Below are 26,656 nucleotides of genomic sequence, written 5' to 3'. Positions count from 1 at the left end.
CAAGATCCTCCATAACGTGTCGACGCTCCATGGCCGAACATGTCGCGGGTTCTAGCGGGCCGGCTTCGGGGCCGCCCGCGCGACCGTCAGGGTGCCGGTCCATACTCCGTCGTCGATGCCTTCGACGAGGTGGTAGCCGGCCCGGACCTGGGCCTGCGCGGCCGACGAACCGGGCACCAGGCCGGTCACGGCGACCTGCAGCCGTTCACCCGGAGCCAGCGGCACCGCGGCGTCCGCGGCCGCCGCCCAGTACGTCCCGTACTCGGCGCTGCTGAACGTCCGGAAGCTCCATCCCGGCGCGGTGAGGCTGATCCGCGCCACCGCGTCCTGGGCGACGAGCGTGCCGAAGTGCAGGAAGAACACCGAGCCCCCAGGAGGCTCGCCTTCGGCGACCGGCGCGCCCGGCAGGAACGTCACCCGCCGTCCGGCCCGGTTGATCACCGTGAGCGTCAGGTCGTTGGGCCGCCCGTCATGGACCAGCGGTCGCCCGGCCGCGTCGGCGAATACGAACTCCAGGACTACCGGGTTGAGTCGCAGCCAGCCCTCGCGCACCTCCTGCGGGGAGTAGGCCCATACCGCCTCTCCCCGCGGATCAGTGATCTCGGGCGTCACCACCCAGTTCAGGACGCCCTGCCGATCGTGCCCCACCTCGGCGTAGGAGACGGCGTAGCCGGCCTCGGCCGGAACCGGGATCGCCAGCTCGGTGGCACCGCCCAGTACGGGGGCGGCGAACAGGGACAGGTCCAGTACGCTCGCCGTGGCCTGGCCCTGCTCTGGCGGCAACGCCAGCGCTGCGGTGGGCAGGATGCCGGTGGTCGCGTGCACCTGGGCACGCGGATCGACCAGCATCAGCACGTGCTGGGTCAGCGCTGCCAGGTCAGGCGGTTCGTGCTCGCCCCCCGGGTCGAGCGGCGGAGCCGGTCGCAGCAGCAGGGTCTCCTGGGTGGGACGGACGATCCGCGAGGTGCTACCCGCCTCGGCGCCCTGGGAGTAGAAGGTGTTCATGTCGTAGTCACCGGCGGGGACGGCCTGGCGGTAGAAGCCGATGAGGCCGTCCGACAGCTTGGCCAGGTCACCGACGGTGACCGGGAACCGGACCCCGGTGAGCGCCGCGTCGGAGTCCTGCCCCGCCCGATCCCAGCCCAGGTCCAGGAAGGCCGCGCCCTTGAGCTCCAGGCGCAGTGCCGCCGCCACGATGGCCACCGGCCGCCCTACCAGCACCGACAGATCCGAGTCGGTGGTCAGGGGGCCCGGTTCGACGCGCTCCCCGACCGTGTCGATCAGCTTCCACATGGCCTGGAAGTGGGCCCTGGTGGCCCGCGGGCCGCCGAGCGCCAGCGCCACCTGTGCGAGCCGCGGGTTCTGGAAGGCCATCGCGGTCGCCAGATCCTGGCCCAGCCCCGCGGTGTTGCCGGGCGCGGTCTGCCAGGCCACCTCGGCTGGCCCACCGTGGGTGGGCGACAGCGTGCCCAGGGCGCGGCTCTGCTGGTCGTATATGGCCAGGGAACTGTCCAGGTGGCCGGGCACCAGCCAGCCGCACACCGGCGTGGTGGCCGGGTTCCCGGTCATCTCCTCGCTCCCGCTGCCGTCGGCGGCCAGCCACCGGAACGCGAGCCGGCTGGGCTGTGCGATCCGCGGCGATAGCTGGGCGACCGACGGGACCGGCCTGCCGCCGGCCACGGTGCGCATGGACTCCGCGCAGGCCATGTCCCCGCAGTCGACGGTCCGTTTCTGACCGAAGACGTCCACCAGGGTGAGCTTCAGCGTGAGGTAGCCGGCCCGCAGCGGGTTGAACGGCGCGTTGAAGTCCGGACCTCCCGCCTGCGGCGCGGCGCCGATGATCGGCGCCATCGCCCGGGTCAGTTCTTCGTACTCGCTGCCGGCCGGCACCCGCACACCGAGCTGGATGCCGGGGAACCGCTGGAGCAGCGCATCGGACAGGCCGTTGAGCGGCGCCACCACAAAGCCCGCCCCGCCTGTCAGCTCCGCCAGGATGTCGCTGAGCGTCCGGTCGGCATGCGAGGCCAGGTAGCCGTTCAGCGATCTGGCCAGGGTGGCCGCCGGGGTCGGGGTCAGGTTTCCGGTCCCGGTGTAGCTCTGCGGGAACCCGGACCTGGCCGGGTCGATCGTGATGCTGCCCTTGCCGCCGTCGGGCGCGTAGTCGAACGTACCGCCCGCATCCTGGTCGAGGCGGTAATTGGCGTTGACCACCCGCGAGTCGTAGTCGACGGGTTCGCCGCCGCGTTCCGTCGGCGCCAGCGGCAGGTAGCCGATCTCCCAGTGGGCGTAGACCGGCAGCCACTGGTCGGCGGGCTGCCAGGCCACGCCGACCGGCGAAGGCGGCGTGCCGGCGAAGGAGCAGGCCTCCTGCGGCGTGCCCTCCAAGGCGGCCCGCAGTGCTCGGCGCAGATCGGCGTCGGCGCGCCCGGTCAGGGCGGCCAGCAGCACGGTGTTGAGGAGGCAGCCCTCCCGCAGCAGCGCCGTGAGCAGTTCGGGACGGGGCAGCCCGGCCGGGGCACTGATCCCGGTCAGAGCACCGGCCTCCAGCGTGGCATCACCCACCGTGACGGAGGTGAGCAGGTCGCCGCCGGTCCGGCAGACCAGATGGCCCTCGACCGTGAATCGCCCGTCGCCGCCGTAGCGGGCCGGGAAGTCGACCGCGTCGCCTGTGATCAGCACGGCCGGATCACTCGGCTGGACGAAGGCGCACGCCGGTCCGGCCCGCAGCCGCATGTCCGGGAAGAGCATGCCGTTCACCAGCTCGTACTGCTCCTGGGCGGCCGCGGCCGTACTGTCGCACCTGGCCTTGAGCGCCTCCCAGCCGCCGTAGCGCCGGGCGGCGACGGCGTAGGCCTCGGCCTGCCGGTCGGGCGCGATTTCAAAGATCCGGTACCAGTCGGCGAACATCTGCCAGCGGTACCAGTCGGCGTGGAAGGCGCACTGGTCGGCCTGCTCCCGCAGCACGTTGAGCCGATCGAGAGCGTCCGCCAGCGGGGCGGGCAGATCGATCAGCTCACCGGAGCCGGCCCGGGGACCCTCGGTGGCGACGATTGAGTAGACGGTCCCGCCGTCGCCGCCCGCGAAGCGCTGGTCGTGCACCGCTTCCCGGAGGCGCGTGAGACCGCCGGGCGAGGGCTGCTTGAACGACTCGATCAACCCGTACTGGAAGCCGTTCAGCAGAGTCTCGAACAGCGGGTCGTCCGGCCGGTCGCGGGCGGTGAAGTAGGCGGAGAGCGCCTCGGCGGCGGTGTTGCCGACAGCCACCCTGGCCGGCAGCGGGCGCTGCACCGGCCGCCCCGCGACGTAGCGGACGTCCGGGCTCCACGAGATGCCCTGCAACACGCCCGCGTACACGCTGCCGTGCGGTGCCGGGCCGGTCGCCGCGAACGTCCAGCCGCGTGCCGCCTGGAGCTGCTGCGGGGTGGTGCCGGGCTGGACCGGGTCGGCGGCCGGATCGCCGTACCAGCCGGTCACCGCGTAGGCCAGCCGCGCGGGCCGGCCGCCGGGCGGGGCCATGTCCTCCAGGGCGTCGTGGAAGCCGAACACACCGCGGCAGCTGGGATAGTAGGCGGCGAATCCCACCTCGCCGTTGCTGACCGCGTTCAGCGTCACGCCCGCCGCCTGCGCGATGTCCGGCCCGCCCAACGCACGCTCGGCCACCCAGCCTTGGGTGATGTCGTAGGAATGGCCGAGGTAGGCGAAGGTGTTCGGCAGCTGCGAGGTGGGACGCACCGGCAGCGTGACCGACGAGACGCCGGGCGGCGGCGGGGCGGCGCTCAGCGCGTCGCTGTGGACCAGCCAGGACCGGGCCGCCACCGGCGTCCCGCCCTCGATGGACAGGCGGGTGACCAGCCAGCGGTCCGGCACGGCTGGGAAGTCCAGCTCATGGCCGGGGCCGCCACCCCTGGTCAACCCGTCGGGGAGCGCCCAATGCAGGTGCACTCCCTCCTCAAGCTGGTCCCAGGGCGGGTCCGCCAGGTTGCGGTTGACGTTGCCCCCCAGGAAGGCGTCGCGCGTGGGAGTCGTCTGATCGGTGTACACGGCGGTCGCTCCGGCGAACCGGCCGGTCGCCTGCTGCGCGTCGTCCCGGCCGACGCACAGGCCGGCCACGTCGAGCGGCACGACCAGCGTGGTGCCGGCCTCAGCGCTGCCTGAACTCAACTTCGACCACCCCCTGGACCATCTCCAACGCGAACTCGGCCGAGGTGAACCGGCTGAGCCCCTGCGCGAACCGGGTGTTGAGGATGTTCTTCATGCCGGCGGCGCAGGCCGCGGCCTGGATCGTCCGCTGATCGGCGCGGGTCGGCACCGGCGCCACGCCCTCGGGCGGGTCGTACTGGTGGCCCGGCCGGTCGCCGGTCACCTCCCGAAGCGTCGTGGTGTGGGCACCGGGGGCGCCTTCGACCCCGCAGTGCAGTTGCCCCGGCGGTTCGTGCAGCGCCACGGCCCGCACCACACCGTCGAACAGGACCAGCAGGACGTCGTCGCCGAGCCGGACCGACCGCAGCAGCTCCACCGGGATGCGCCGCTCGATGTCGGCCCAGCCGGCGGCAGCGGCGGCGGGCCATCCGGCCACCGCCGCGGACCGGACCAGGAATCCGGTGATCTCGGTCGAGCCGGAGTCCTCCGACACGGCGCCGGTCTCCGCCGATGGTGGTGTGGGCCGCGGGTTGCGTCGGACGAGCCGGCGGCGACCGTGTACCAGCGTCCGCATCGAGCTCTGCCGGACGGCGTCCAGGGCGGTGTCCGCCGACGTGATCCGTCCGACGCTGAACGCCCCGTCGATGAGGGCGTCGATCCAGGCGCGGTCCAGGTGGAAGACGCGCAGCGACTCCGGCGGCAGCATCCGTTCGTCGGGCACCAGGTAGTTGAACGGCACGCCGTCCAGCAGGGCCAGTTTCGCCAGCCAGTTCACGACCTCGTCGGGTGGCCGGTCGTCGGCGGTTGCCGCCAGCCGTGCTGCCCGGGCGCCGAGCACGCTGGGAAACGCGTCGCCCAGAGCCTGTTCGATGGCGTCGTGCTCGACCTGGGCGGCGGCCTGGACGGCCAGGCGCCGGCGCCAGTTGTAGAGGGCGAGGGCGTAGCCGCGGTTCTGCAGCGCCAGCAGCAGCCCGATCTGCCAGGCGGCGGCATAGGACACGTCGAACATGCCGGTCTGCGGGTCGTAGCGGCTGACCGCGTCAGGACAGGGGATCGGCGTGGACACCGTGGCGGTCGCCGGCAGCGGGACAAGCGGGCCGCGGTACCAGGACAGCGTTCGGCCGCCCCGGCGCAGCCGGTGCACCAGCGGCACGTAGCCCAGCGCGAAGGCGTTGTGCGTCAGCGTCAGGGCGTCCGCCGCGGTCAGGTCGCCGGCCGCCTGGGCGTTCAGGGCCTGCCGGACCTCGGCGCGCGTGGGCCGAGGACCGGTGAACGGCACCTGCAGGCTGGACAGCGGACCGTCCTGGCCGTCAGGCACCGCGTTGACGGCGTCCAGCAGTTCGGCGAACGACGCGGCCTGGTGCGCGTCGGGAGTGAACGTCCACCACCGGTAGGTGATCAGCCTTACCGTTCGGATGCCGTCCAGCCCGGGCGAGGGCCTGCCGTCGTCGTCGGGCAGCAGCGGACCCATGTTCTCCAGCGAGACCAGGTAGGCGCGGGCGGCGGCGCCGTCACGCGGCACTCGGTTGCCCACCACCACCGCCACCGCGCTGCTCCCCTCGGCGGTGTCGTGGGTGTCGACGGTGTCGGTCTCCCGGATGTGGGCCAGCAGCGGCAGGTCGGCGGCGGACGGTGCGACCGAGCTGAACGACTCGGTGCTCAGGTCGATGGTCATGCAGGCGTCGTCGGGCGCCTCACCGTAGTCCAGGCGGTTCAGACCGGGGCAGGAGGCGAAGCGGGGGGGCAGCGTGCCCGTCCCGGTCTCGCCCGAGCCCGCCACGGTGATCATGGTGCCGTCCGGGACCAGGTCGGCGGCAGTGCGCCGCACCGGCACCGGGGCCTGCTCGGCGTCCACCAGCAGGACGGCCAGCCAAGGCGCCTCAGGGCGGCCTGCCACGCTGCCGCGCTCCCACGGCAGCGTGCGGCGGCTCAACAGGACATGCGGCAGGACCCCGCTCAGCTCGCCGACGGCGAGGTCGGGCGGGAACACCGCGTCCAGTTCGGCCGGGTCGATCGCGAACCGCTCCCCCGCGACCGCGAACCGGCGCGTGTACTCGAACGGCGGCCGGTCGTCCTGGTTGGTGGACTGCCGGGCGATGATCGTGTACTCCCCGGCTTTGACCGCCGGAGCCTGGTTCTCGACGAAGGTGACGAGCCGCTCCGCCGGCGCCACGGGCCGCGGGCCCGTGCCGCGCGCCGCCCTGCCGATGTTGATCAACGCTGCTCCCCCAGCAGTCGCAGGACCGGGTCGGCCAGCAGGTCGTAGACGGCCTTGCCGGCCAGCTCGGTCACGTCGGCGGGGGCGGGAACCGGCCATCCCTGCGCGGCGACGGCCGCGGCCAGCCGGCCGCGGACGGCCTGCGGGCCGGGCGCGCCGATCGTCTCCCAGACGGTCTGCCCGCCGAAGGGGTCGGTGGCCGGTCCGGTCGCGTCGGTCCAGGCGATGTCGCGGATCGGCGAGGCGACCGCGTAGTCGAGGTCGGCGACCGGGATCGGCAGGGTGTGCTCCCTCGAGGTGGCCAGCGGCGTCAGTGTGAAGCCGGTGTAGACCCCCTCCACGGTGGTCCCGTTCAGCGGGTCCAGGTTCTTCGGCACGGCGTTGTGGTCGAAGTCGCGGGTCTGCCAAAGCGCGGTGGGCACGTTGCCGACCACCGGGTCGGCCCGGAACAAGCTGGGCTCGCCGGTCGTGATCTCGATGCGGTGCGTGGAGGAGAACCGGGCACCGGCCACGCCGACCGGGCCGACGCCGAAGTCGGTGTTGGGTGGGGGCGCGTCGGGTGCCAGCCGCACGTTGTCGCTGAACTCCCAGTCCTTGACCGGGATGGCCGTCGCGGTGGCCAGCCGCAGTTCTTCGCCGTTGAACACCCAGTTGAGGTCGCCGTCGGTGTCGCTGAGGCGCTTGACCAAGCCGCCCTGCGGCACGATCTGGACGATCGCCACGGGCTTGCCGCCGTCGGCGGCCATCGTGCCGCCGTACCCCTCGGTCAGTGGCCGCGGGATCCGGCGGCCACGGGGCAGCCCGTCCGCCGGACCGGGCTGCGGCGCGGCACTCGGCATGAACTTGTCCAGGAAATCCGCCCAGCCGATGGTCGTGGCGGTGTTCCTGCCGCTGGAGCCGAAGCCGATCGTGAACGAGATGATGGACAGGTCGACCACCGCCCGGCCGGTGAAGGCCGGTCCCCACAGCTCCAGGGTCACACCCAGGTGGACGCTCACGGTGAAAGACGTGAACAGCAGGTTCACGCTGAACGATGCGCCCAGGTGGACGCCGGCCGAGAGGTGGTAGTGCAACGGCTCGAACACCAGCACGAAGTCGGCCTCGACCTCGAACCAGGCCCGGATCCCGCCGCCCTGCCACACCGCCGACAACCTGCCGCCGGCCATCACCGCGCTGGAGGTCAGCGCGAAGTACAGGTCGCCTCGGACGGTCAGCTCGTCACTGACCGCCCAGGCCAGACCCAGGCGAGGAACGGCAGGGTAGTGAGCGGGCTTGTCGAAGCGCGGGCTGTAGCCGCCCAGGCTGATCACGAACTGGCCCGCGTGGTCGCCGCTGAACCAGGCCGCCAGAGCGAACCCGCCGGTCAGGTGACAGTCGGGCGACAGCACGAACGACTCGGGGGTGAGCAGGCCGCTCACCGAGAGCGTCCCCTCGTCCGGAACGAAGGCCGCCTTGAGTGCCAGCTCGGCGCGCGCCATCGGCGAGGCAGGCGCAGGCGGCAGCTGCACCGTCGACCGGCCGAGTAGGTCGACCTCGAACTGGCGGCCGCGCTCGACGGTCAGCAGCGCGAAGGAGTGGACCAGCTCGAAGGAGGTGAACCGTACCCCGAGGGCCAGCCAGTGGTCGCCGACCGACGGGGCGACCACGCCGGAGCCCGACAGTTCACTGACGACCTCGGCCACGGCTTCGGCGATGGAGCCGGGGTTCATCGGCGGCCCGCCGGCGCCCTGCGCCCACCGGACCAGCGGGAACGCCGCCACCTGCTCGACCGATGGAGTCACCAGCCGGCGGTTGTAGCCGAAGCCCGCCGCCAGACCGGTGACGAAGAGGAAGGCCGGTCCGCCGATCGGGTAGTCCAGCACCGCGTACAGGAAGAACGACGGATGGCCCTCGACCTCGGTGTAGCCGCCGAGCGCGGCCATCTGCAGCTCCCCGGCGCCGAGGACCAGCTCGCCGTAGAACTCGACCCTCGGCTCGATCGCGCCGACCAGCGCGCCGCTGAGCGCCACCGGCCCCTCGGCGTAGGTGATGGCCAGGCCGTCGATGGTGAAGCCAGGTCGGAAAGTGGTCAGCGGCGACTCGGCGCCCAGGCCGAGGACCGTGATGGCCAGGCCGCCCGCCCCGAGCTCGGCATTCATGAGGACGGCCAGAGTCGCGTCCTGGCCGTCACCCGAGCTGCGGTAGCGGATGCCGATCTTCTGAAAGGTGACCGGGCCGAACTGCTTCTGCAGGCTGTACCAGTAGGTCCGTCCCGACGGCGCGGCCGGAACCAGGGGGCTGCCCGGTCCCGGGACGGGTTGCTCGGGAGGAATGGCAGCGGGCCCGGCGGCCCTCTCGGCGCCCGGCGCGGCGATGGCCAGGCTGAGCGGCGCGGTGTAGTCGCCGGCCTGGAAGGACAGCGAGAGCGCCAACCCCGCGTCCATGCCCTTCGCCGGCACCTGCGGCAGGCTCGGCTGCCCGAGCAGCATGTTGACCGCCGCAGCGGCGGTCTCGTCCAGGTGCTCGGAGGCGATCACCACCTGGATGTCGCGGATGCCCACGCTCTGGTCCCGGCCCAGCACACCGTGGATGAGCGGCAGGTCGGTCAGGTCGACCGTCCCGGGGACCAGGAGACCGAAGAAGTACGCCCCGGCCCGGGCCACGAACACGGCGCTGCCGTAGTACGGGTTCTTCGACACCGCGGTGATCACCAGCGTCCCGTCGCCGAAGTCATGGCTGAGCGTCGCCGCGACCAGGTCGAGATCGAGCGCCTCCGGGATCGGCGGTACGTCGGTGAAGCCGAAACAGGCGGCGAGGTCGGCGAAGCCGAGGGGCGACTCGGCGTCCTCCCACGAGGCGGTGAACGTTGACGGTGACTTGCCGAACGCCAGCGTGAACGTGGCTTCGCCCACCCGCAGCGAGCCGTCGACGACCACGGAGTAGCCGCCCTCGGCCTGATCACGGGTGAAGGCCGTCATCACGGTCAGGCCGACCGGTGTGCCGTTGACGTCGAAGTCCAGGCCGAAACGCCCGCTGGCGTCGTGGGTAGCGGTGTCGAAGGCGAACTCGAAGTCGTTCAGCGTGAACGAGGCCAGCGCCTCCGGCAGGGTGACGCCGAACTGCGCGGCCAGCCCTCCGACGAGGTGCCCGATCGGGACGCCACTGCTTTTGCCCAGATAGCCGCTGAACTTCCAGCCGCCCGTGGCCGGGTGAAGCGCGGACACGCCGATGTCGACCGACCCGAGCTTGCCCACGGCGGTGATCTGTCCGCCTACCTTCGCGGTGCCCATCGGGTCGGTGATGTCCAGGTCGATGGCATAGCGGTCCAGCGTGAAGTGGCCGGGGATGATCGGCCATCCGGCGCCGCCTTCGGCGTCCTTGCCGATCCGCACCCCGATCTGCTTCAGCGTCCGCGCGGCCGGGTCGAATCCGATCAGCAACTGCCGCAACGAGAACCCGGGGAGATCGTCGATGGTCGCCGGGAGGCGGATGGCATGGGCCCCGCCGCCGAAGACCGCGAGCGCATCGTTGATCGTGGGCAGGACGACCGCGGAGGTGTCCAGGCTGGCCAGAAGGGCGCCGATGGGATCGGCGCCGATCACGATCGGGATCGGGGTCCTGCTCCCGTCACCGGCGATCAGCACTGTGGTGGCGAGCGCCAGCGAAGCCTGGGGGACGAGCCCGGTCCCCCGCGCGGTGGCCGGCTCGGTCCGCGCGCGGATCTGGAAGCGCCCGAGCGACAGCCAGGGCACGCCGGGCATATCGAGGGCGACGGTGTCGGGCGCGGCCAGGGTGACCGCTACGGCGTGGCCCGCCGTAGCAGTGGGATCGGCCGACACCGTGATCGTGGCCCCCGTCCCGGGCATCAGCTCCCAATCCACGATGCCGGCGATGGTCAGCACCTCATCGGCCCCCTGACCTGACAGCGTGAGCCGTGCGTCTCTGATCGGGTGATCGGAGATCGGCGGCAGCTCCTCAATGACCAGGCCGAAGTCGGCGACCGACTCGCCGATCGCGGCGAAGCTCAGGCTCCCCGCGGTGATCCGCGCCTCCAACTCGCTTCGGAGGTCCTGCAGTGACATGGGTTCCCCGCCTCGTCAGATGCACCGCATGTTCAGCCGCGCCTTGGCGATCTGCTCATTCGGCTGCAGCGGGCTGTAGACCGGGCGCTGGACGGGGCCGGGCGGGGGCCAGGTGTTGCTCGGGTCGAGCCCGTGTACCGCCGCCCAAGCGCCGCGCACGGCGTTCTCGGTGACGGGATCCCCTGCGAAAGGTCCGATTCCGGTGAACTTCAGCTCGGCCGCGGTGGTGTCGTAGCTATAGATCTCGTAACCGGGAGACCTGCCGCGCGTGTAGTGCCACGCATGCACCAGCTCGTGCGCAAGCCCGATGGCCGGTGGGCGGAATTCGGGGTCGTCGTGGTGGTTCATGTCGGCGTTCTGGGTGAAGAAGCCCACCCGGGCCCCGTTCCCCGTTCCGGCCACTGCCACGGGGAGCAGCACCACGCCAAGTGCGAGGAGGAAGAACTCCAGCGGGGCGACCCCGTCGGCGGCCGGCACGCTCATGGCACGCAAGGCGGTCTCGAAGGCCGCGTGGCCCGCCGGGCTGACCCAGCCATGCAGATCGTTGCCGGTGAGCGGGCCGCCGTGGTACTCGAAGTTGTGCTGCAGATAGGCGTGCTGGAAGTTGGCGGCGGTATCGAACAGCGTGTACAGCGGCGCCGCGTTCATGGCCGTCGCGAGCCGGTCGTACTCGGCTGGGCCGTTGCCGCCGTAGGCGCTCCGGACCGCCGCGTCAATGGCGGCTTTGGGAACGGGACCGCCTCGCGCGTACTCGGCGAGTTCCCGGGTCAGAGTGGTCACGGCCGAGTCACCACCGCCACCGGTCTGATTGCCGGCAAGCCCCGGTGTGATGAGGGTCGTCCTGGCCGGATCGGCGCTGAGGTCGTTCAACAGCTGATGTCCGGCGTTCGTCTGGCCGATGAGATCGAGGCAGAGCGCAACGTAGCTCAAGTAACCGTCGACGTCGCGGAGCCGAACCTGGTCGGGGGTCTTCCAGACAAGGCTCTCGCCTAACGGCGGGTTGCGTGCCACGGATGCGACGAGGGCGTCCAACGCCGCGGACACCGCTCCTGGTGCCGCGAAGACGGGCCCGGGCCCGGCGGTGCGCCCGAAGTAGTCCGCTGTGACGTCCAGGGCGGTCCCGGTAAAAGCGATGTAGAGCCCGGGCGGGACGCTGCCGCTCATCACGTCATAGATGTTCAGTGCGTTCGGCATGCCTTTACCTGGCTGCCAGCGGTAACCGTATACGGCGCCGGCCGGAGGGCGCGGGTAGACGAACTGGCTGATGTAGTCTCGCAGCCGTTGGCCCCACGGGAGCGTGCAGGCCATGACCGTTCCCCTCCCAGAGAATGCCGCCAGTCCGCAGAGGCGCAGCGGGCATTATCAGGCGCGAATCCCAACACCTATCCAGCAAAAGGCCATTAAGACTTGGTTCCGAAGATGGCCGAACTGCCTACCGGATACTCCTTATGGAGCGCACGGCCGAGCCAAGGCGCAGAAGTAATTCTCGTCGACACTGCGAGCTATGACGCCAACATTAGCGCGAGCACATTAAACTTTGAGGCTGCCGCAATTAATTCTCCAGTCACTTCTAGCTAACGCGGATCCGAGCGAGCCAACGAGGTCCTCCAAAGCAGCAAGTGCGGCTTTCACCGCCGACCGCACCCCCCGGATGGCGCACTCAGGATGATCGACCCCCTGCGTGAGCGCATCGGGAATCTGGCGAAGCGTACGAATTGGCTCCCCGGCTGGCTCCGAGACTACGAAGCGCTCACCGGGACACCCGGATCACACTACTGAAAACGCTCTGACCTGCGGAAACTTGAGATGGGCGACACTGGGTTCGAACCACCCGGAGCCCATCAGCCTTGAACACCTCATCGAACGCGGTGATGAGGAGCGGGATCGGCGAATCCCGTCGGTCACCCGTGGAGGTCCCGTGCCCTGGGGCCGAGGCGAATGTTAGAGTAACGTACTAGTTCGTCCATAAGAGGAGGGCGCATCGCGGTATGCGCAGGTCAATCGCGACCGTGTCGCTCAGCGGCACGCTGGCCGACAAGCTGACGGCCATCGGGGCCGCGGGGTTCGACGGGGTCGAGATCTTCGAGAACGATCTTCTCGGCAGCGACATGAGCCCTGAGGAGGTGCGCCGCCGCGCGGCCGACCTCGGCCTGGCCATCGACCTCTACCAGCCGTTCCGCGACTTCGAGGCGGTGCCGCCCGACGTGCTGGCCGCCGGGTTGCGGCGCGCGGAGCACAAGTTCGCCGTGATGGAGCGGCTCGGGGCCGCGCGGCTACTCGTCTGCTCGAACGTCTCCCCCGCGGCGATCGACGACGACGCCCTCGCCGCCGAGCAACTGGGGCTGCTCGCGGAGCGTGCCGCGGAACACGGCATCGAGATCGCCTACGAGGCGCTCGCCTGGGGGCGACACGTCGACGACTACTTCCACGCCTGGCGGATCGTTCGCGCCGCCGACCACCCCAACCTGGGGGTGTGCCTGGACAGCTTCCACATCCTGGCCCGCGACGTCGACCCCTACGCGATCCGCACGATTCCCGGCGACAAGATATTCTTCCTCCAGCTCGCGGACGCGCCGACGCTGCCGATGGACGTCCTCTACTGGAGCCGGCACTACCGCTGCTTCCCCGGGCAGGGGGACCTGGACGTGACGGGGCTCGTCGAGCACGTCCTGCGGACCGGGTACGACGGCCCCCTGTCGCTCGAGGTCTTCAACGACATCTTCCGGCAGGCCGCGGCGATGCGCACCGCGCAGGACGCCATGAGGTCCCTCCTCGCCCTGGAGGAGGAGGTCGCGCGGCGAGCGGGCGGTTCGGCGTCCGCCGGCGGGGCGCTCCCCCCTCCGGTCGCGCCGACCGGGTTCGCTTTCGCCGAGCTGGCCGTGCCGTCGGACGGGCCGGTCGGCGAGGTACTGGACGCGCTGGGCTTCGTCCGCGGCGGGCGGCACACCGGCAAACCGGTGGAGCTGTGGGAGCAGGGGGCGGCGCGCGTTCTGGTGAACAGCGGGAGCGCGGAGGGCCCGGACGGGCCGGCGCTCGGCGCCATCGGGCTGGAGACGCCCGACCCGGCCGCGTCGGTCAAGCGCGCCGAGGCGCTCCTGGCCCCCGTCCTGCCCCGCCTGCGCGGTCCTCGGGAAGCGCCGCTGGACGCCGTCGCGGCGCCGGACGGGACCGAGGTGTTCTTCTGCCGCACGGCCCGGCCGGACCATTCGAGCTGGACCGACGACTTCGCGCGGGACCGCCGTCCCGCCGGTGCGACGACGGGCGAGATCACACATATCGACCATGTGGCGCTCACCCAGCCCTGGCACCACTTCGACGAGGCGTCCCTGTTCTACCGGAGCGTGCTCGGGCTCCGGCCGCACGACAGCCTGGAGTTGCCCGACCCCTACGGGTTGATGCGCAGCCGTGCGGTGTCCACCGAGGACGGCGGGGTCCGAGTGGCGCTCAACGTGGCCTATGTCGGGGCGCACGACGGCAGGTACGACCTGGCATGGCAGCACGTGGCGCTGGCGAGCGCGGACATCGTGGCGACCGCGCGACGGATGCGTGCGGCGGGGGCCGCGACGCTCGCCGTTCCGGACAACTACTACGACGACCTCGAAGCCCGGTACGACCTGGGCGCGGACCGGCACCTCCTGCTCCGGGAACTCGGGCTGCTCTACGACCGGGACGACTGCGGGGAGTTCCTGCACTTCTACACCGCGACCATCGGCCGGGTGTTCTTCGAGATCGTCCAGCGGCTGGGCGGCTACCGGGGGTACGGCGCGGCCAACGCGCCGGTCCGGCTCGCCGCGCAGCACGCCCGCCGAACCCGCCGCGGGCCACAATAGGATCTGGTCCGTCAGCCACCACCTTTGCGGAGTCACATGTCGACGCGGTCCGTCACACCCGCCTCGGGAGAGCGTCAGCGCGACGCCGACCGCACCCGGGCGGAGATCCTGGACGTCGCTCAGCGGGAATTCGCGCGGCACGGTTACGCCGGTGCCCGGGTGGACGACATGGCGGCGCTCATGCGCACCACCAAGCGGATGATCTACTACTACTTCGGCGGCAAGGAAAAGCTGTACCTCGCCGTGCTGGAGAAGGCCTACGCCGAGGTCAGGAAGCTGGAGTCCGCCATCGACGTGCGGCATCTGGCACCGGTGGAGGCGATCCGCACACTGGCCGAGCTCACCTTCGACCACCACGAGGCGCATCCCGACTTCATCAAGCTCGTCAGCATCGAGAACATCCACCGGGCCGAGCACCTGCGCGAGTCGCGGATCCTCGCCGACCTCAGCGGCCCGGCCGCCGACCTGATCTCGCAGATCCTCGACGCCGGCCGCGCGAGCGGCGACTTCGTCGCCGACGCGGACGCCGTCGACGTGCACATGATGATCAGTTCGTTCTGCTTCTTCCGGATCGCCAACCAGTACACGTTCGGGGTCCTGTTCGGCCGCGACATGACGGCGCCGGAGCACCGGGAACGGCACCGCGAGATGATCGGCGACATGGTCGTCGCCTACCTGACCGGTGCCGGGCGCGGAGAACCCCGGGAAGGCCGGGGGTAGTCGGGCGAGCGTCCGCCGGTCGGCCGATCCCGGCGGGGAAGGCGTCGGCGACCGACACCGCGTCCCGGAGAACCGGTCCCCAGGGAGTTATGGCGCCCCAGATCGTGCACTGGTCCGGTGATCGGCCGCCCTCCCTGAGCCACTCCGCGATGTGGGCGACGCGCGGGAGTCCGGCGCCCTCGACCTCGGGAAGGCGGGGCGCGCGTCCGGTGGCGACGATGACCGCGTCCGGCCGCAGCGAGGCGAGGACCGCCGCGTCCACCGCGGCGCCGGTGCGGACTTCCACGCCCAGCCGGTCGAGTTCGCCTGCGTACCAGTCGAGGACGCGGTGGTGGCCGGGGTTGCAGTGGAGCGCGGCGGCCAGCCGGAACCTGCCGCCCGGCTCTCCCGTTCGATGAGGCGCACCTTCGGCCCGCGTCCGGCCGCCAGGCGGGCGGCCTCCAGGCCCGCCGGGCCCGCGCCCACGACGACCACGCCGCCGCCGGACGGCCCACGCCGCAAGGCCGGCCGGGCGGCCCGGCCCCGCCGGGACTCGGCCGCGCCGGCGTCCGGGTTCACCGAGCACGGGAAGATCCGGCGCGACCGGCGGCAGCCCGCTGACCCGGCTCTGCACCGTGCGTCCACCGTGGTTGAGTTCGACGCCCGCCAACGCGCCGTGCCGATGGACCGCCTCCGCCAGGGCGGCGAGTCCGGGAGTGTGCCGGTCCTCGGCGGCGCCCGCCTGGCGCGCGCGTCCCTTGCCGTCGGCCCGGACGTAGGAGGCCTCGCTGAAGACCAGTGCCGCTCCGCCCTCCGCGCGAGCCGCCAGGTAGTCGACGTACGCCCGCGTGATCTCGCCGTGGGGCTTGCCGGGTACCTCATGTCGCCCGGCCGGTTTCGGCGGCGCTCCCGCACAGGGACTCCAGCGCGACGCCGTATCCGCGCCAGCCGAGCCCGGCGATGGAGACGGTGGCGAGGTCGCGGAAGAGGTCGACCGCGTCCCGGCCCTCGAAGCGGTAGAGCTGGGTGATGTGGACGATCGCGAGGGGCAGGCCGGTGTCGGCGAGCCCGTCGCGCAGCGGCCTGCCGAAGGGCGTCAGGCCCGCCGGGTTGACGATCAGGGCGTCGAGACCGTCCTGCCGGTCGTGCAGCCAGTCCAGCAGCGCGCCCTCGTGGTTGGACTGGACGTGGGAGACGCGCGCGCCGAGCCGCTCGGCGACCGCCTCCAGGTCGGCGACGATGGCGGCCAGCGTCCGCGTCCCGTACCTTTCGGGGCGGCGCTTGCCGAGGCGGTCCAGGTTGGGTCCGTTGAGGACGCCGACGTGCATCACTGCTCCTGTGTCGCCGGGAGGCGCGCGGCGGCTCCGGGCCTGCGGTAGACGAAGCCGGGCCGCGCGCCCGCGTCCCGGGCGGCGGCCATGGCGGGCTCGCGCACGAGGTCGTGGTCGGGGGAAAGGGAGCAGGCGGGGTCGGTGCGCGCGGCGTCTCCGGTGAGCGCGAAGGCCTGGCAGCGGCATCCGCCGAAGTCGGTCTCGCGGCGCGGGCACTCCCGGCACGGGCCGGTCATCCAGCCGGTTCCCCGGTACGCGTTGAACGCCTCGGACTCGGTCCAGATCCAGGCCAGCGAGCGGTCGCGGACGTTCGGGGGGCGCAGGTCCGCCATGGCGTACGCCGCCGGGCATGGCAGTGCGGTCCCGTCGGGCGCGACCGTGATGGAACGCGCTCCCCATCCGCCCATGCAGGGTTTGGGCACGCCTTCGTGGTAGTCGGGCATCACCCATACGAGCTCCGGCCCGCCCCCGGCCATCCGGTGTTCGGCGACCGTGGCCTTGGCTCGCTCCAGTTGCTCCCGCGACGGCAGCAGGGCGGTCCTGTTCCGCAGCGCCCAGCCGTAGAACTGGGCGTTGGCCAGTTCGATCCGGTCGGCGCCCCAGCGCGCGCCCAGTTCCAGGATCTGGGGCAGGCGGTCGAGATTGTGCCGGTGCAGGACGACGTTGAGCCCGAACGGCAGCCCGGACGAGCGGATCAGCTCGGCTGCGCGGGCCTTCGCCGCGAACGAGGTGCGCCCGGCGATGAGGTCGGAGTTCGTCCGGTCCGCGTCCTGCACCGAGAGCTGGACGCCGTTGACGCCGGCGTCGGCCAGGGCGCCCAGCCGTTCGCGCGTCAGGCCGAGGCCGCTGGTGACGAGCTGGGTGTAGACGCCCGCCCGCCCCGCCGCGGCCGCGATCTCCTCCAGGTCCTCGCGGAGCAGCGGTTCGCCGCCCGAGAGGTGCGCCTGGACGACGCCGAGCCCGGCCGCCTCGGCGAAGACGCGCGCCCACTCGTGCGCCGTCAACTCGGTGCTGCGCCGGACGAGTTCCAGAGGATTGGAGCAGTAGGGGCAGTGCAGCGGGCACGCGTGGGTCACTTCGGCGAGCAGCGCCCAAGGTGCGGCGGGGTCGTTCAACGCAGCCACCCCTCCGTGCGGATCCTGGTGAGGAAGTCGGGGACGTCCCTGTCGAGCGGGGCGTCCGGGTAGGCGCGGGCGAGTTCGGCGATGATGTCGGGTAGGGTGCGCCGTCCGTCGCAGAGCCGCACGATGCGGCCGCCCTCCTCGCTGAGAAGGACGGCGCGTTCGGGCATGAGCAGGAGTTCGGCGCCGCGGACGCGGTCGTACCGCAGGAGGACGGACCGGGCGAGAGCCGGCCGCCAGGGAGCCGCCGGTCCGGGAGCGATCGTAACGCTGTCAGCGGCCACCGACCGCCCCCGTACGCCCGGAGGAGGCCTGCTCCACCGCGTCCAGCAAAGTCCAGAGGACATCGCACTTGAAGGTGAACGCCGCTAGGACTTTCTCCTGGTCGGCGCGGGTCTCGGTCCACCGGTGCACGAGGGCGAGCGCCTCGTCGGCGTCGCGACGGCCCTGCTGGACCCGGACCTGGAAGTAGCGCAGTCCCTCGGGCTCGATCCACGGGTGGTGGCGCTCCCAGGCCCCGATGCGCGTGACCATGAGGTCCGGTGCGAACAGCTCCGTCAGCGACGACGCGACGGCTTCGAGGGGCGAGCCTTGGCGGCAGAAGTCGAGGTATCCGTCTACGGCGAATCGCACGGCGGGCAGGACGCCCTCGCCCGACAGCAGCAGTACGCGGTCCAGCCCGGCGGCCTCGCCGAGCCGCAGCCACCGCTCGATACCGCCGGCGTCGTCGGGAGCTCCCCCGTCTCCGTCCCGGCCGTCGTGGTCGTGGATGCGCCGGATCCAGCTCCGCCGCAGCTCCCGGCTGTCCAGCTTGGCCAGGATGATCGCGTCCTTGATCGGGATGTTGCGCTGGTAGTGGAAGCGGTTGAGGATCCAGCAGCGCAGTTCCTCCCGCGACAGCAGGCCCTCGTGCATGCGCAGGTTGAAGGGGTGCCGGTGGTGGTAGCGCTCGGCGGCGGTCTCGCGGAGGCGCCGCTCCAGCTCGTCAGGCGTCCAGGGGCGGGTACGGGAGCCGCCGCGCGCGGGACGGGACGGGGCCGTGCTCACAGTTCGATCACCAGGCCTTCCGGTGCCACCTCGACGCCCATCGCCGCGAGGGTGCGATGCCCCTCGTGGCCCGGGTCGACGAGGGGGTTGGTGTTGTTCAGGTGGGTGTACAGGCGCCGGGCCGCGGGCAGCGCCGCGAGCCGCTCCGCCGTCCCGCCGGGACCGGTGATCGGCAGGTGACCCGTCTCGGTGGCGGTCTTGCGGGTGAAGCCGGACCGGCGTGGTTCCTCGTCGTCCCAGAAGGTCCCGTCGACGATGACGCAGTCCGCGGCGGCGAGCGCGGCGGCGAGGCCGGGTGACCAGTCCGCGACCGCCGGGGCGTATACGAGGCTCCTGCCGCTGCCCCGGTCGGTGATGTGAAGGGCCACCGACCAGGGGCCGTCGGGGATGTCGAGAGCGGCCGCATAGCGGGGGCGCTTGCCCGACACCCGCACGCACCTGATCTCCAGGTGGCCGGAGCCGTCCAGCGGGACGGGCCCGTCATCCGGCAGGTCCGTCCAGGCGAGGTCGGCATAGGGAGCGAGGACGCGATCGAGGCGCAACCCGCGCTCCAGGGCGGCGCGGACGGTGGCGGTGGCGGTGACCCGCAGGCACTGCGCCTCCCGGAGCCGCAGGAGGCCGAGCGTGTGGTCGAGTTCGGCGTCGGTGAGGATGACCCCCGCAACGGGGCTCCGGTCCCGGGACTGCGGCCGAAGCGCCGCACTCGATTCGATCTGCCCGGCGATGTCGGGCGTGGCGTTCACCACGTGCCACCGGCCCTCGCCCGCCTCGACCGCGACCGAGGCGTGCAGGCGGCGCCATCGCGGGTGCGCGCGGGCGGCGGCGCACCCGTGGCACGCGCAGTTCCACTGGGGGACGCCGCCGCCCGCGGCGGTGCCGAGTATCCGCACCCGCATCGTCACGAGGTCAGAGCTCGGCGCCGAAGTAGGCCGTGACCTCCATGGAGGTCTCGACGATCTGGTAGCCGGGCGTCGACCAGGCGGAGCCCTGCTCACCGGCCGGGGCCGCCGGTCGGGCCTGCCTGGTCTCGGTGGTCGCGGCCTCGGTGTCGGTGGTGTGCGCGGTCATCGCTGCTTCCCTTCCGTTGATGGATCCGGTAGGCCCGGGGCACCGCCCCGGGCGGCTCACTGGACGACGATCTTCCCGGTGCTCTGCGGGAAGACGGGGTCGTTGTAGAAGTACTCGCCGCGCCCGGTGAACCTGTGCTTGTAGGACTCACCGGGCTTGAGCCGCCCGCTGTTGAAGACGTGCTCGAAGAACGACGCGGCGCCGTGGGAGTGCTCGTTGCCGGCGGGGTTGACGAAGGTGACCTCGGTCCCGACCGGGACCGTCAGGTGCTGCGGTGACATGGCGTTCTGGGCGACGGTGTTCTCCTCGCCGCCGGGCGCGCCGGCCGCGGGGTCCCAGATCCGGCCGAGCGTGACGGTGTCGTTCACGGCGCTGCCCGCGACCGCGGCCGTGCGGATCTGGTTCCGCTTGGACGGCGGCGTGGGCGCGGGCGCGGGGCCGACCCTGCCGTCGAGTTTGAACGCCCACAGGTGGTCGCCCTTGGGGATGTCGGGGTAGGGCAGCCCGCTGCCGCCGGCGAAGACCGCGATGTACTGCTCGCCGTCGATCTCATAGCTGATCGGGCTGGTGTGGACGCCCGCGCCGCACTGCCACGTCCACAGGTCGCGGCCGTCGGTGTCGTCCATGGCGACGAGCACCCCGTCCGGCCTGCCCTGGAACATCACGCGCCCGGCGGTCGTGAGAATGCCGTTGCCGTGGGCGAGGGACCATTCGCCCTCCTTGCGCCACACGGGCTTGTTCGTGCGCGGGTCCACGGCGGCGAGTCCGCCGGAGAAGTACTCCCCGAGGGGGCGCGCGGTGTTGACGCGCCCGCCGTCGGTGTTGGAGTAGGACGAGTTGATCAGCCCGTAGCCGACGTAGACGAACCCGGTGTGCGGGCTGAACGACAGGTACGACCAGTCCGCGCCGCCGCCCGCGCCGGGGAACAGGATGGTCGCGTCGTCCCAGAACGGCGTGAAGATCCCACCGGTCGGGTAGTAGGGCACCGGCCTGGTGGTGTCGTGGAAGCTCGGGGCCTGGTGGACGAACGGCTCGCCGCCGGGGAAGGGCTGGGTGGGCCAGGTCTTCTGGCGCGGCTCCTGCGGGACGGGCCGCTCGGTGATGCCGTGCACGGGCCTGCCGGTCGCACGGTCCAGGATGTAGTACATCCCGACCTTGCTGCCGTAGACCACGACCTTGCGCTTGCGGTGGCCGACCTGCAGATCGATCAGTACCGGGGCCATGACGTTGTCGTAGTCCCAGATGTCGTGGTGGACGGACTGGAAGTGCCAGCGGCGCTTCCCGGTCTTGGCGTCGATGGCGACCAGGCAGTTGGAGAACAGGTTCGCGCCGCCCCGGGTGGAGCCGTTCGTCCGGGGGTAGGGGTTGCCGAACGTCCAGTAGACCAGGCCCAGCTCCGGGTCGACCGCGGGGTGGATCCAGCAGACGGCGCCGCCGGTCTTCCAGGTGTCGCCCTCCCAGGTGTCGTTGCCGTACTCGCCGGGGCCGGGCGTGCCCCAGAACGTCCAGGCGACCTCGCCGGTCCGGGCGTTCAGCGCGTAGCCGCGGCCGCGGGCGCCGGCCGTGCTGCCCTCGGTCCCGACGTAGATGAGGCCGTCCCAGTAGACGATGGCCCCGGCGAGCCCGCCGCGGTTGCCGCCGCACTGCCCCTCCTGAGGGTCGCAGGACGGATCGCCCTCCCCCGCGATGAGCAGCTCGCGCTGCCAGACGACGGCGCCGGTCCTCTGGTCCAGGGCGTAGACGATGTTCTCGCCGGAGGTCGTGAAGACCAGCCCCTCCCCCAGCCCCACCCCGCGCATGTTGGTCTGCCGGGCGCCGACGCCGGTCCGCCACTTGACCTCGCCGGTCCGGCCGTCGACGGCGAACACGTTCTGCTGGGCGGTCTGCACGTACAGGACGCCGTCCTGGGCGACGATCGTGCTCTGCTGCGAGCGGCCGGAGGTGCTGCCGCCTTCGAGGTTGACGTGCCAGGCGCCGCCCAGGTGCCTGACGTTGCCGCGGTTGATCCCGCGCAGCGTGGAGTGGTTCTGGTTGGCGAGGTTCCCGCAGACCTTCGGGAAGTCGCGTCCGGTGGGACCGAACGCGGCCGGCTGGCGGGGCACCGGCAGCGCGAGCCGGGAGCCGGCCGTCTGGGCCTGCGCCTCCGGGGCACGGAGCGGCGCGAAGGCCATGGTGCCGCCGACGGCCGCGGCCGCACCGGTCAGGAAGTTCCGTCGTTCCATGCCCGCTTCCTCTCATGGTCCACTAGACGGACTTGAAGGTCCATTGAACGGACGCCACGGTAAGTCGATTTCCCGCCCCTGACAAGAGGCGCCCAAGGAACTCGTCGCGCCAAACCATTGTTTCGTCGCAGAGAAGAGCCGCAGGAGCCGCAGTATGTGGTCGGGTATTGCCGCCGCCAAGCTTCACATGAGATGTTCCTTGAACCTCTTGACGGTCCAACTTGACCGCTAGACGGACCACAGAGGCCGCTTGCCAGGAAGGAACCCGTTCCATGAGGAGACCCTCGTCCCGCCTCGCCACCGCGACTGCCGCCGCACTCGGCACGGCCGCGGTGCTCGTCACCACGTCGCTGCTCACCGGGGTGCCCGCCACCGCGGGCGGCGCGCTCGCCGGACCCAAGGACCGCGGCGCCCAGGAGCTCGGCGACCCCGACTACGGCGTGTGCCGCGGCACCGACCCGCGCTGCTACCACGACTGGGGCAACTTCGACGCGTCGAAGGGCTACAGGGTCCTCGTCTACAGCCGGACCGCAGGGCCCCGGCACGCCAACCTCGGGCCCGCTCTCCCGCCGGGCATGAACCCCCCGCTCGGCGACGCGAACGCGGCTCAGAAGGCCCTGGTGGAGATGGGCCGGAACAACGGGTTCTCCGTCGACTGGACCGAGGACGTGGCGCAGCTGGCCTCCCCGGCCAGGCTCTTCGGCTACAACGCGGTCGTGTTCCTCAGCACCAGCCGCGACACCCTCGACGACGCGGCCCAGACGTCCTTGCGCCAGTACGTCCGGGGCGGCGGCGGATTCGTCGGCGTCCACAACGCGTTCGGGACCGAGTACAACTGGCCGTGGTACGAGGGCCTCCTCGGCGGCGCCAACTTCTACGACCACCCGCGAGAGCAGCCCGGAACGGTCCAGACCGTCGACCGCAAGGACGTCTCCACCGCGGGGCTGCCGAGCCGCTGGGCCTTCACCGACGAGTGGTACAACCTCGTCCCCTTCCCGAGCCGCGTGCGGTTCCTGGCGACCGTGGACGAGGGGACCCTGACGCAGGGGATCGCGGGCAACATGAACCACCCGGGCCACGGCTCGCTCCACCCGGTGGCCTGGTGCCAGTACTACGACGGCGGACGCGCATGGCTCACCACACTCGGCCACGACGCCAAGGCGTTCACCGATGACGGCGGCTCCTTCGCCGGGGCGAAGGAGTTCCAGAGCCTGCTGCTCAACGGGATCGAGTCCGCCATGGGCAAGAAGCCCTTCTGCCGCTGACGCACGCGGGGCCGGCGCCCCACCGTGCCGCCTCCCCCGCCTGTCGCCGCCCGGATCGCGTTCCGGGCGGCGACAGGCGGCGCGGGTGCCGAGCGGGAACGTGCGACCGCGCCTCAACGTCCGCAGGCGCGGTGTCCAGTGCCCGCCCGCACTACAGGCCCAGGTAGATGCGGCGGACGCGGACGTCGTCGCGCAGCTCGGCGGAGGTGCCGGTCATGGCCACCTCCCCGTTCTCCATGACCACGCAGTCGCTCGTCGCCTCGAAGGTCAGCTTGGCGTTCTGCTCGACCAGCAGCAGGCTCAGCCCCTCCCCGCGCAGCCGCAGCAGCACGGCGAGGATGTCCTCCACGAGCTTCGGTGACAGGCCCATGGACGGCTCGTCCAGCAGGATCAGCCGCGGCCGGGCCATCAGCGCCCGGCCGACGGCCAGCATCTGCTGCTGCCCGCCGGACAGGGCGCCGGCGAGCCGGGACCGCATCTCTCCCAGCACCGGGAACAACTCGTAGACCTCGGCGAGGCTCTCCCTGGTCCCGGAGTCGCGCCACGACCGGGCGTAGGCGCCCAGCATCAGGTTCTTCTCGACCGTGAGGCCGGGGAAGACGTGCCGCCCCTCGGGGACGTAGCCGATGCCGTGCCTGACGACGTCGCGCGCCCTGACCTTCGCCAGGTCGGTCCCGCCGAAGGTGACGCGGCCGCCGCTGCGCGGCACCAGGCCCATCAGCGCCTTGAGCGTGGAGGTCTTGCCCGCACCGTTCGCGCCGATGATGCCCACCGACTGGCCGGGCTCGACGGTGAAGCCGATCGAGCTGACCGCGCACACTCCCCCGTAGTGGACGGACAGGTCCTCCACGGTGAGGGTCGCCCCCTCGCTCTCCGGAGGCGGCTTCTCGCGCCTGGTTCCGGCGGAGGTCGTGTCGGCGTTCATGAGGTCACCTCGCTGGTGTCCGGGAGGGGCATGCCTGCCATGGCGGAGTCTCCGAGGTAGGCCTCGATCACCGCGTGGTCGGCGACCACCTCGGCGGGCGTGCCCTCGGCGATCACCGAGCCTCCGGCGAGCACGGTGACCCGCTCGCACAGTGACATCACGAGGCCCATGTTGTGCTCGATGAGGACGACGGTGACGCCGCTGTCGCGGATCGAGCGGACGATCTCGGCGAGCTGGCGGACCTCCTCGCCGTTCAGCCCGGCCGCCGGCTCGTCGAGCAGCAGCAGGCGCGGCCCGGACGCCATCGCGCGGGCGATCTCGATGCGCCGCTGGATGCCGTAGGGCAGCGCTCCCGGCGCGGCCCCGGCGAACCCGGTCAGCCCGAACCGGTCGAGGAGCTCGTCCGCCCGCCGGTGCAGCCGGCGCTCCTGCCGCCAGATCCCGACGGGCCACAGCGCGTACCGCCAGATCGCGCGGGTGCGGGACCGGTCCAGCGCGACCAGGAGGTTGTCCCGGACGCTCAGCTCCCCGAACAGCCGCAGGTTCTGGAAGGTGCGGGCCACGCCCAGCATGGAGAGCCGGTACGGGCGCGATCCCGACACCACCCGGCCGTCCAGCAGCACCCGGCCCCCGGACGGTCTGTAGAAGCCGCTGATGACGTTGAAGAGCGTCGTCTTCCCCGAGCCGTTCGGGCCGACGATGCCGCGGATCTCGCCCCGCCGCACCGTCAGCGAGACGTCCTTCAGCGCCTTGAGGCCGCGGAAGTGCTTGGCGATCTCCCTGATCTCCAGGACCGGCTCTCCGTCCGGCCCGGTGCCGCCCTCGGCGGGTCGGTACGGCCGGAACGGGCCCAGGGCGGTGCGCTCGGCGGTCCGGCCCCGGCGGCGGTCCACCATGGTCCTCACCCGTGCCGGGATCCCGGCGAGACCCGTCGGCGCGAACACCACCATGAGGACCACGACGACGCCGAAGCCGAGCTGCGCGTAGGTGGGGTAGTCGACGAGCCGTTCGCGGATGAGCGTCAGCCCGACCGCGCCGACGACGCAGCCGACGAGGCTCTGCCGACCGCCGATCACCACCATGGCGAGCAGCAGGAACATGTTGGCGATGTTGAAGGTGTCGGGCGCGACGTAGCGGATGAGCCCGGCGTAGAGGATGCCCGCGAGGCCGCCGAAGACGCTGGAGAGCATGAACGCGGTCATCCGCAGCAGCGGGATCTGCGCGCCGACGGCGCCGGCGGCCAGCGGGTCGTCCCGCATGGCCATCATCCTGCGCCCGAGCCCGGTCCGGACGACGAAGAGCCCGAAGGCCAGCGCGGCCGCGAACACCACCACCTCGACGTAGTAGTACAGGTACTCGCTGGACAGGTCGACGCCGAACATCGGCGGGACGGGGATGGCGGAGATGCCCTCGGCGCCGCCGGCCATCTCGGCGTTGGTCGTCCAGTTGATGAACCCGAGCGCGAGACCGAGGGTGACGATGCCGAGGTAGTGCGACTGCATGCGCAGTGCCGGTATGCCGACCAGCAGCCCGATCAGGGCGGTGGCCACGAGCGCGATCAGGGCGGCGGGCCAGAACCCGAGCCCCTCGTGGGTGGTGAGGATCGCGGTGGCGTAGGCGCTGACCCCGAAGAAGGCCACCTGCGCGAGGTTGATCTGGCCGGCGATCCCCATGGCGAGGCCCATGCCTACGGCCAGCAGCGCGAACACCAGCGCGATGTCGACGACGTGGATGGCGTACCCGCCGAGTTGGTACGGCAGCAGCCAGGCGATCAGGCCGAAGGCGGCGATCGTGGCGAACCGCGGGGTGCGGCGGTGGCGCAGGAGTGCGTTCATGCCCGGCTCACCGTCGTCTCGCCGAACAGGCCGGTCGGCCGGACCATGATGGCCACGGTGAACACCAGGAACACCACCAGTTCGGAGTAGCCCTGGAAGTGCCCTGCGGCGAACGAGTCAAGGATCCCGATGAGGAAGCCGCCGGCGATCGCCCCGGGCACGTTCCCGCAGCCGCCGAGCATGGCGGCGGCGAAGCCCTTGATCCCGATGGTCCCGCCCATCGTCGCGTTCACGTACAGCAGCGGGCCGACGAGGCCGCCGGCCAGCGCGGCGAGCCCGGCGCCGATGGCGAAGGCGATCGCGTTGCTGCGGCCGACATGGATGCCGACCGCGGTGGCCGCCTCGTGGTCCATGGCGACCGCCTGCATGGCCGCGCCCATCTTCGTCCGCTGGAGGAAGCCGACGAGCAGCAGCACCGCGACGGCCGCGATGAGCAGCACGACGAGGTCGTAGGTGCGCACCCGCAGCCCGAGGAACTCCAGCGGCGCCGCCTTGACCGGGGACGCGACGGCGCGGCCGGTGGCGCCCCAGATGAGCACCGCGACGGCCTGCAGGACCATCCCGAAGCCGATCGTGCCGATCAGCATCAGGGTGAAGTCCTTGTTCTCCAGCGGGCGCAGGACCCGCTCGATGAACAGGCCGATGAGCGCGGTGATCGCGATGGCCAGGGCCATGGCGACCGCGAAGGGCAGCTTGCTGGACATGTAGAACGTGGAGGCGGTGTAGGCGCCGATCATGAGCACGTCGGCGTGCGCGAAGTTGACCAGGCCCATGGTGCGGTAGACGAGGGAGAACCCCATCGCGACGAGGGCGTAGATCGCGCCGAGGCTCAGCCCGCCGATGAGTGTCTGGAGGAAGACCTGCATGGTTCTTCTTTCTGACGCGGGCCGGCGG

18 protein-coding genes and 1 pseudogene are annotated in these 26,656 nt (G+C 71.7%); 3 read left to right on the top strand and 16 right to left on the bottom strand.

Going from position 1 to position 26,656, the window contains the following annotated elements:
• Positions 1-51: 51 nt before the first annotated feature.
• The 4 genes from FKD65_RS41225 to FKD65_RS41210 are packed head-to-tail and all read right to left on the bottom strand — an operon-like array spanning position 52 to position 11,613.
• Positions 52-4,161, bottom strand: coding sequence for a hypothetical protein (locus FKD65_RS41225; protein ID WP_141585207.1), 4,110 nt, complete (start codon positions 4,159-4,161; stop codon positions 52-54).
• The gene (locus FKD65_RS41220) at positions 4,142-6,358 is read right to left on the bottom strand and encodes a hypothetical protein (RefSeq protein WP_141585205.1); all 2,217 of its coding nucleotides are present in this window, start codon (positions 6,356-6,358) and stop codon (positions 4,142-4,144) included. The genes FKD65_RS41225 and FKD65_RS41220 overlap by 20 nt, the downstream gene beginning before the upstream one ends.
• On the bottom strand, positions 6,355-10,419 hold the full coding sequence (locus FKD65_RS41215; protein ID WP_141585203.1) for a DUF6603 domain-containing protein: 4,065 nt from the start codon (positions 10,417-10,419) through the stop codon (positions 6,355-6,357). The genes FKD65_RS41220 and FKD65_RS41215 overlap by 4 nt, the downstream gene beginning before the upstream one ends.
• A gap of 15 nt (positions 10,420-10,434) precedes the next feature.
• On the bottom strand, positions 10,435-11,613 hold the full coding sequence (locus FKD65_RS41210; RefSeq protein WP_168221359.1) for a M91 family zinc metallopeptidase: 1,179 nt from the start codon (positions 11,611-11,613) through the stop codon (positions 10,435-10,437).
• A 794-nt stretch (positions 11,614-12,407) separates the two neighbouring features.
• Here FKD65_RS41210 and FKD65_RS41205 point away from each other — a divergent pair.
• A complete protein-coding gene (locus FKD65_RS41205) occupies positions 12,408-14,249 on the top strand; it encodes a bifunctional sugar phosphate isomerase/epimerase/4-hydroxyphenylpyruvate dioxygenase family protein (RefSeq protein WP_141585199.1) in 1,842 nt (613 codons plus the stop codon).
• Positions 14,250-14,285: 36 nt separating this feature from the next.
• The gene (locus FKD65_RS41200; RefSeq protein ID WP_141585196.1) at positions 14,286-14,969 is read left to right on the top strand and encodes a TetR family transcriptional regulator; all 684 of its coding nucleotides are present in this window, start codon (positions 14,286-14,288) and stop codon (positions 14,967-14,969) included.
• Between the two features lie 87 nt (positions 14,970-15,056).
• On the opposite strand, the gene FKD65_RS46760 is transcribed toward FKD65_RS41200, so the two are convergent.
• The 9 genes and pseudogenes from FKD65_RS46760 to FKD65_RS41160 all read right to left on the bottom strand — a co-directional run bounded on the left by FKD65_RS46760 (position 15,057) and on the right by FKD65_RS41160 (position 21,737).
• Positions 15,057-15,434: a hypothetical protein gene (locus FKD65_RS46760; protein ID WP_368367278.1), complete on the bottom strand. Its 378-nt coding sequence runs from the start codon at positions 15,432-15,434 to the stop codon at positions 15,057-15,059.
• A gap of 154 nt (positions 15,435-15,588) precedes the next feature.
• A pseudogene (locus tag FKD65_RS46755) lies at positions 15,589-15,801 on the bottom strand (NADH:flavin oxidoreductase/NADH oxidase); the annotation flags it as partial.
• A gap of 25 nt (positions 15,802-15,826) precedes the next feature.
• On the bottom strand, positions 15,827-16,276 hold the full coding sequence (locus FKD65_RS41190; RefSeq protein WP_141585194.1) for a type II 3-dehydroquinate dehydratase: 450 nt from the start codon (positions 16,274-16,276) through the stop codon (positions 15,827-15,829).
• Positions 16,276-17,403 carry a pyrroloquinoline quinone biosynthesis protein PqqE gene (pqqE, locus tag FKD65_RS41185; RefSeq protein ID WP_141585192.1) on the bottom strand — a complete coding sequence of 376 codons (1,128 nt, stop codon included), beginning with the start codon at positions 17,401-17,403 and terminating at the stop codon, positions 16,276-16,278. The genes FKD65_RS41190 and pqqE overlap by 1 nt, the downstream gene beginning before the upstream one ends.
• Positions 17,391-17,684 carry a pyrroloquinoline quinone biosynthesis peptide chaperone PqqD gene (pqqD, locus tag FKD65_RS41180; RefSeq protein WP_205718456.1) on the bottom strand — a complete coding sequence of 98 codons (294 nt, stop codon included), beginning with the start codon at positions 17,682-17,684 and terminating at the stop codon, positions 17,391-17,393. The genes pqqE and pqqD overlap by 13 nt, the downstream gene beginning before the upstream one ends.
• The gene (gene pqqC / locus FKD65_RS41175) at positions 17,674-18,447 is read right to left on the bottom strand and encodes a pyrroloquinoline-quinone synthase PqqC (RefSeq protein ID WP_141585188.1); all 774 of its coding nucleotides are present in this window, start codon (positions 18,445-18,447) and stop codon (positions 17,674-17,676) included. Before pqqC ends, pqqD begins: the two co-directional genes overlap by 11 nt.
• A complete protein-coding gene (pqqB, locus tag FKD65_RS41170; RefSeq protein WP_141585186.1) occupies positions 18,444-19,343 on the bottom strand; it encodes a pyrroloquinoline quinone biosynthesis protein PqqB in 900 nt (299 codons plus the stop codon). The genes pqqC and pqqB overlap by 4 nt, the downstream gene beginning before the upstream one ends.
• 10 nt (positions 19,344-19,353) lie before the next feature.
• The gene (gene pqqA / locus FKD65_RS41165; protein WP_141585184.1) at positions 19,354-19,515 is read right to left on the bottom strand and encodes a pyrroloquinoline quinone precursor peptide PqqA; all 162 of its coding nucleotides are present in this window, start codon (positions 19,513-19,515) and stop codon (positions 19,354-19,356) included.
• A gap of 56 nt (positions 19,516-19,571) precedes the next feature.
• The gene (locus FKD65_RS41160; protein WP_141585181.1) at positions 19,572-21,737 is read right to left on the bottom strand and encodes a PQQ-binding-like beta-propeller repeat protein; all 2,166 of its coding nucleotides are present in this window, start codon (positions 21,735-21,737) and stop codon (positions 19,572-19,574) included.
• A gap of 272 nt (positions 21,738-22,009) precedes the next feature.
• On the opposite strand from FKD65_RS41160, the gene FKD65_RS41155 reads away from it, so the two are divergent.
• Positions 22,010-23,002: a ThuA domain-containing protein gene (locus FKD65_RS41155; protein WP_141585179.1), complete on the top strand. Its 993-nt coding sequence runs from the start codon at positions 22,010-22,012 to the stop codon at positions 23,000-23,002.
• Between the two features lie 151 nt (positions 23,003-23,153).
• Here FKD65_RS41155 and FKD65_RS41150 read toward each other — a convergent pair whose 3' ends face one another.
• The 3 genes from FKD65_RS41150 to FKD65_RS41140 are packed head-to-tail and all read right to left on the bottom strand — an operon-like array spanning position 23,154 to position 26,628.
• The gene (locus FKD65_RS41150) at positions 23,154-23,927 is read right to left on the bottom strand and encodes an ABC transporter ATP-binding protein (protein WP_141585177.1); all 774 of its coding nucleotides are present in this window, start codon (positions 23,925-23,927) and stop codon (positions 23,154-23,156) included.
• Positions 23,924-25,762, bottom strand: coding sequence for an ATP-binding cassette domain-containing protein (locus FKD65_RS41145; RefSeq protein ID WP_141585175.1), 1,839 nt, complete (start codon positions 25,760-25,762; stop codon positions 23,924-23,926). Before FKD65_RS41145 ends, FKD65_RS41150 begins: the two co-directional genes overlap by 4 nt.
• Entirely contained in the window at positions 25,759-26,628 is an 870-nt protein-coding gene (locus FKD65_RS41140; RefSeq protein ID WP_141585172.1) for a branched-chain amino acid ABC transporter permease, read from the bottom strand. Before FKD65_RS41140 ends, FKD65_RS41145 begins: the two co-directional genes overlap by 4 nt.
• Positions 26,629-26,656: the final 28 nt, after the last annotated feature.

The organism is Actinomadura sp. WMMA1423 (assembly GCF_006547145.1).
Lineage (GTDB): Bacteria > Actinomycetota > Actinomycetes > Streptosporangiales > Streptosporangiaceae > Spirillospora.
This window is presented reverse-complemented; position numbering and strand designations above follow the sequence as displayed.

Coding starts and splice junctions, on each gene's coding strand:
- FKD65_RS41200 (WP_141585196.1), top strand. CDS start 14,286: ATGTCGACGCGGTCCGTCACACCCGCCTCGGGAGAGCGTCAGCGCGAC.
- pqqB (WP_141585186.1), bottom strand. CDS start 19,343: ATGCGGGTGCGGATACTCGGCACCGCCGCGGGCGGCGGCGTCCCCCAG.
- FKD65_RS41155 (WP_141585179.1), top strand. CDS start 22,010: ATGAGGAGACCCTCGTCCCGCCTCGCCACCGCGACTGCCGCCGCACTC.
- FKD65_RS41160 (WP_141585181.1), bottom strand. CDS start 21,737: ATGGAACGACGGAACTTCCTGACCGGTGCGGCCGCGGCCGTCGGCGGC.
- FKD65_RS41145 (WP_141585175.1), bottom strand. CDS start 25,762: ATGAACGCACTCCTGCGCCACCGCCGCACCCCGCGGTTCGCCACGATC.
- FKD65_RS41205 (WP_141585199.1), top strand. CDS start 12,408: ATGCGCAGGTCAATCGCGACCGTGTCGCTCAGCGGCACGCTGGCCGAC.
- pqqA (WP_141585184.1), bottom strand. CDS start 19,515: ATGACCGCGCACACCACCGACACCGAGGCCGCGACCACCGAGACCAGG.
- FKD65_RS41210 (WP_168221359.1), bottom strand. CDS start 11,613: ATGCCGAACGCACTGAACATCTATGACGTGATGAGCGGCAGCGTCCCG.
- FKD65_RS41140 (WP_141585172.1), bottom strand. CDS start 26,628: ATGCAGGTCTTCCTCCAGACACTCATCGGCGGGCTGAGCCTCGGCGCG.
- FKD65_RS41190 (WP_141585194.1), bottom strand. CDS start 16,276: ATGCACGTCGGCGTCCTCAACGGACCCAACCTGGACCGCCTCGGCAAG.
- FKD65_RS41215 (WP_141585203.1), bottom strand. CDS start 10,419: ATGTCACTGCAGGACCTCCGAAGCGAGTTGGAGGCGCGGATCACCGCG.
- FKD65_RS41150 (WP_141585177.1), bottom strand. CDS start 23,927: ATGAACGCCGACACGACCTCCGCCGGAACCAGGCGCGAGAAGCCGCCT.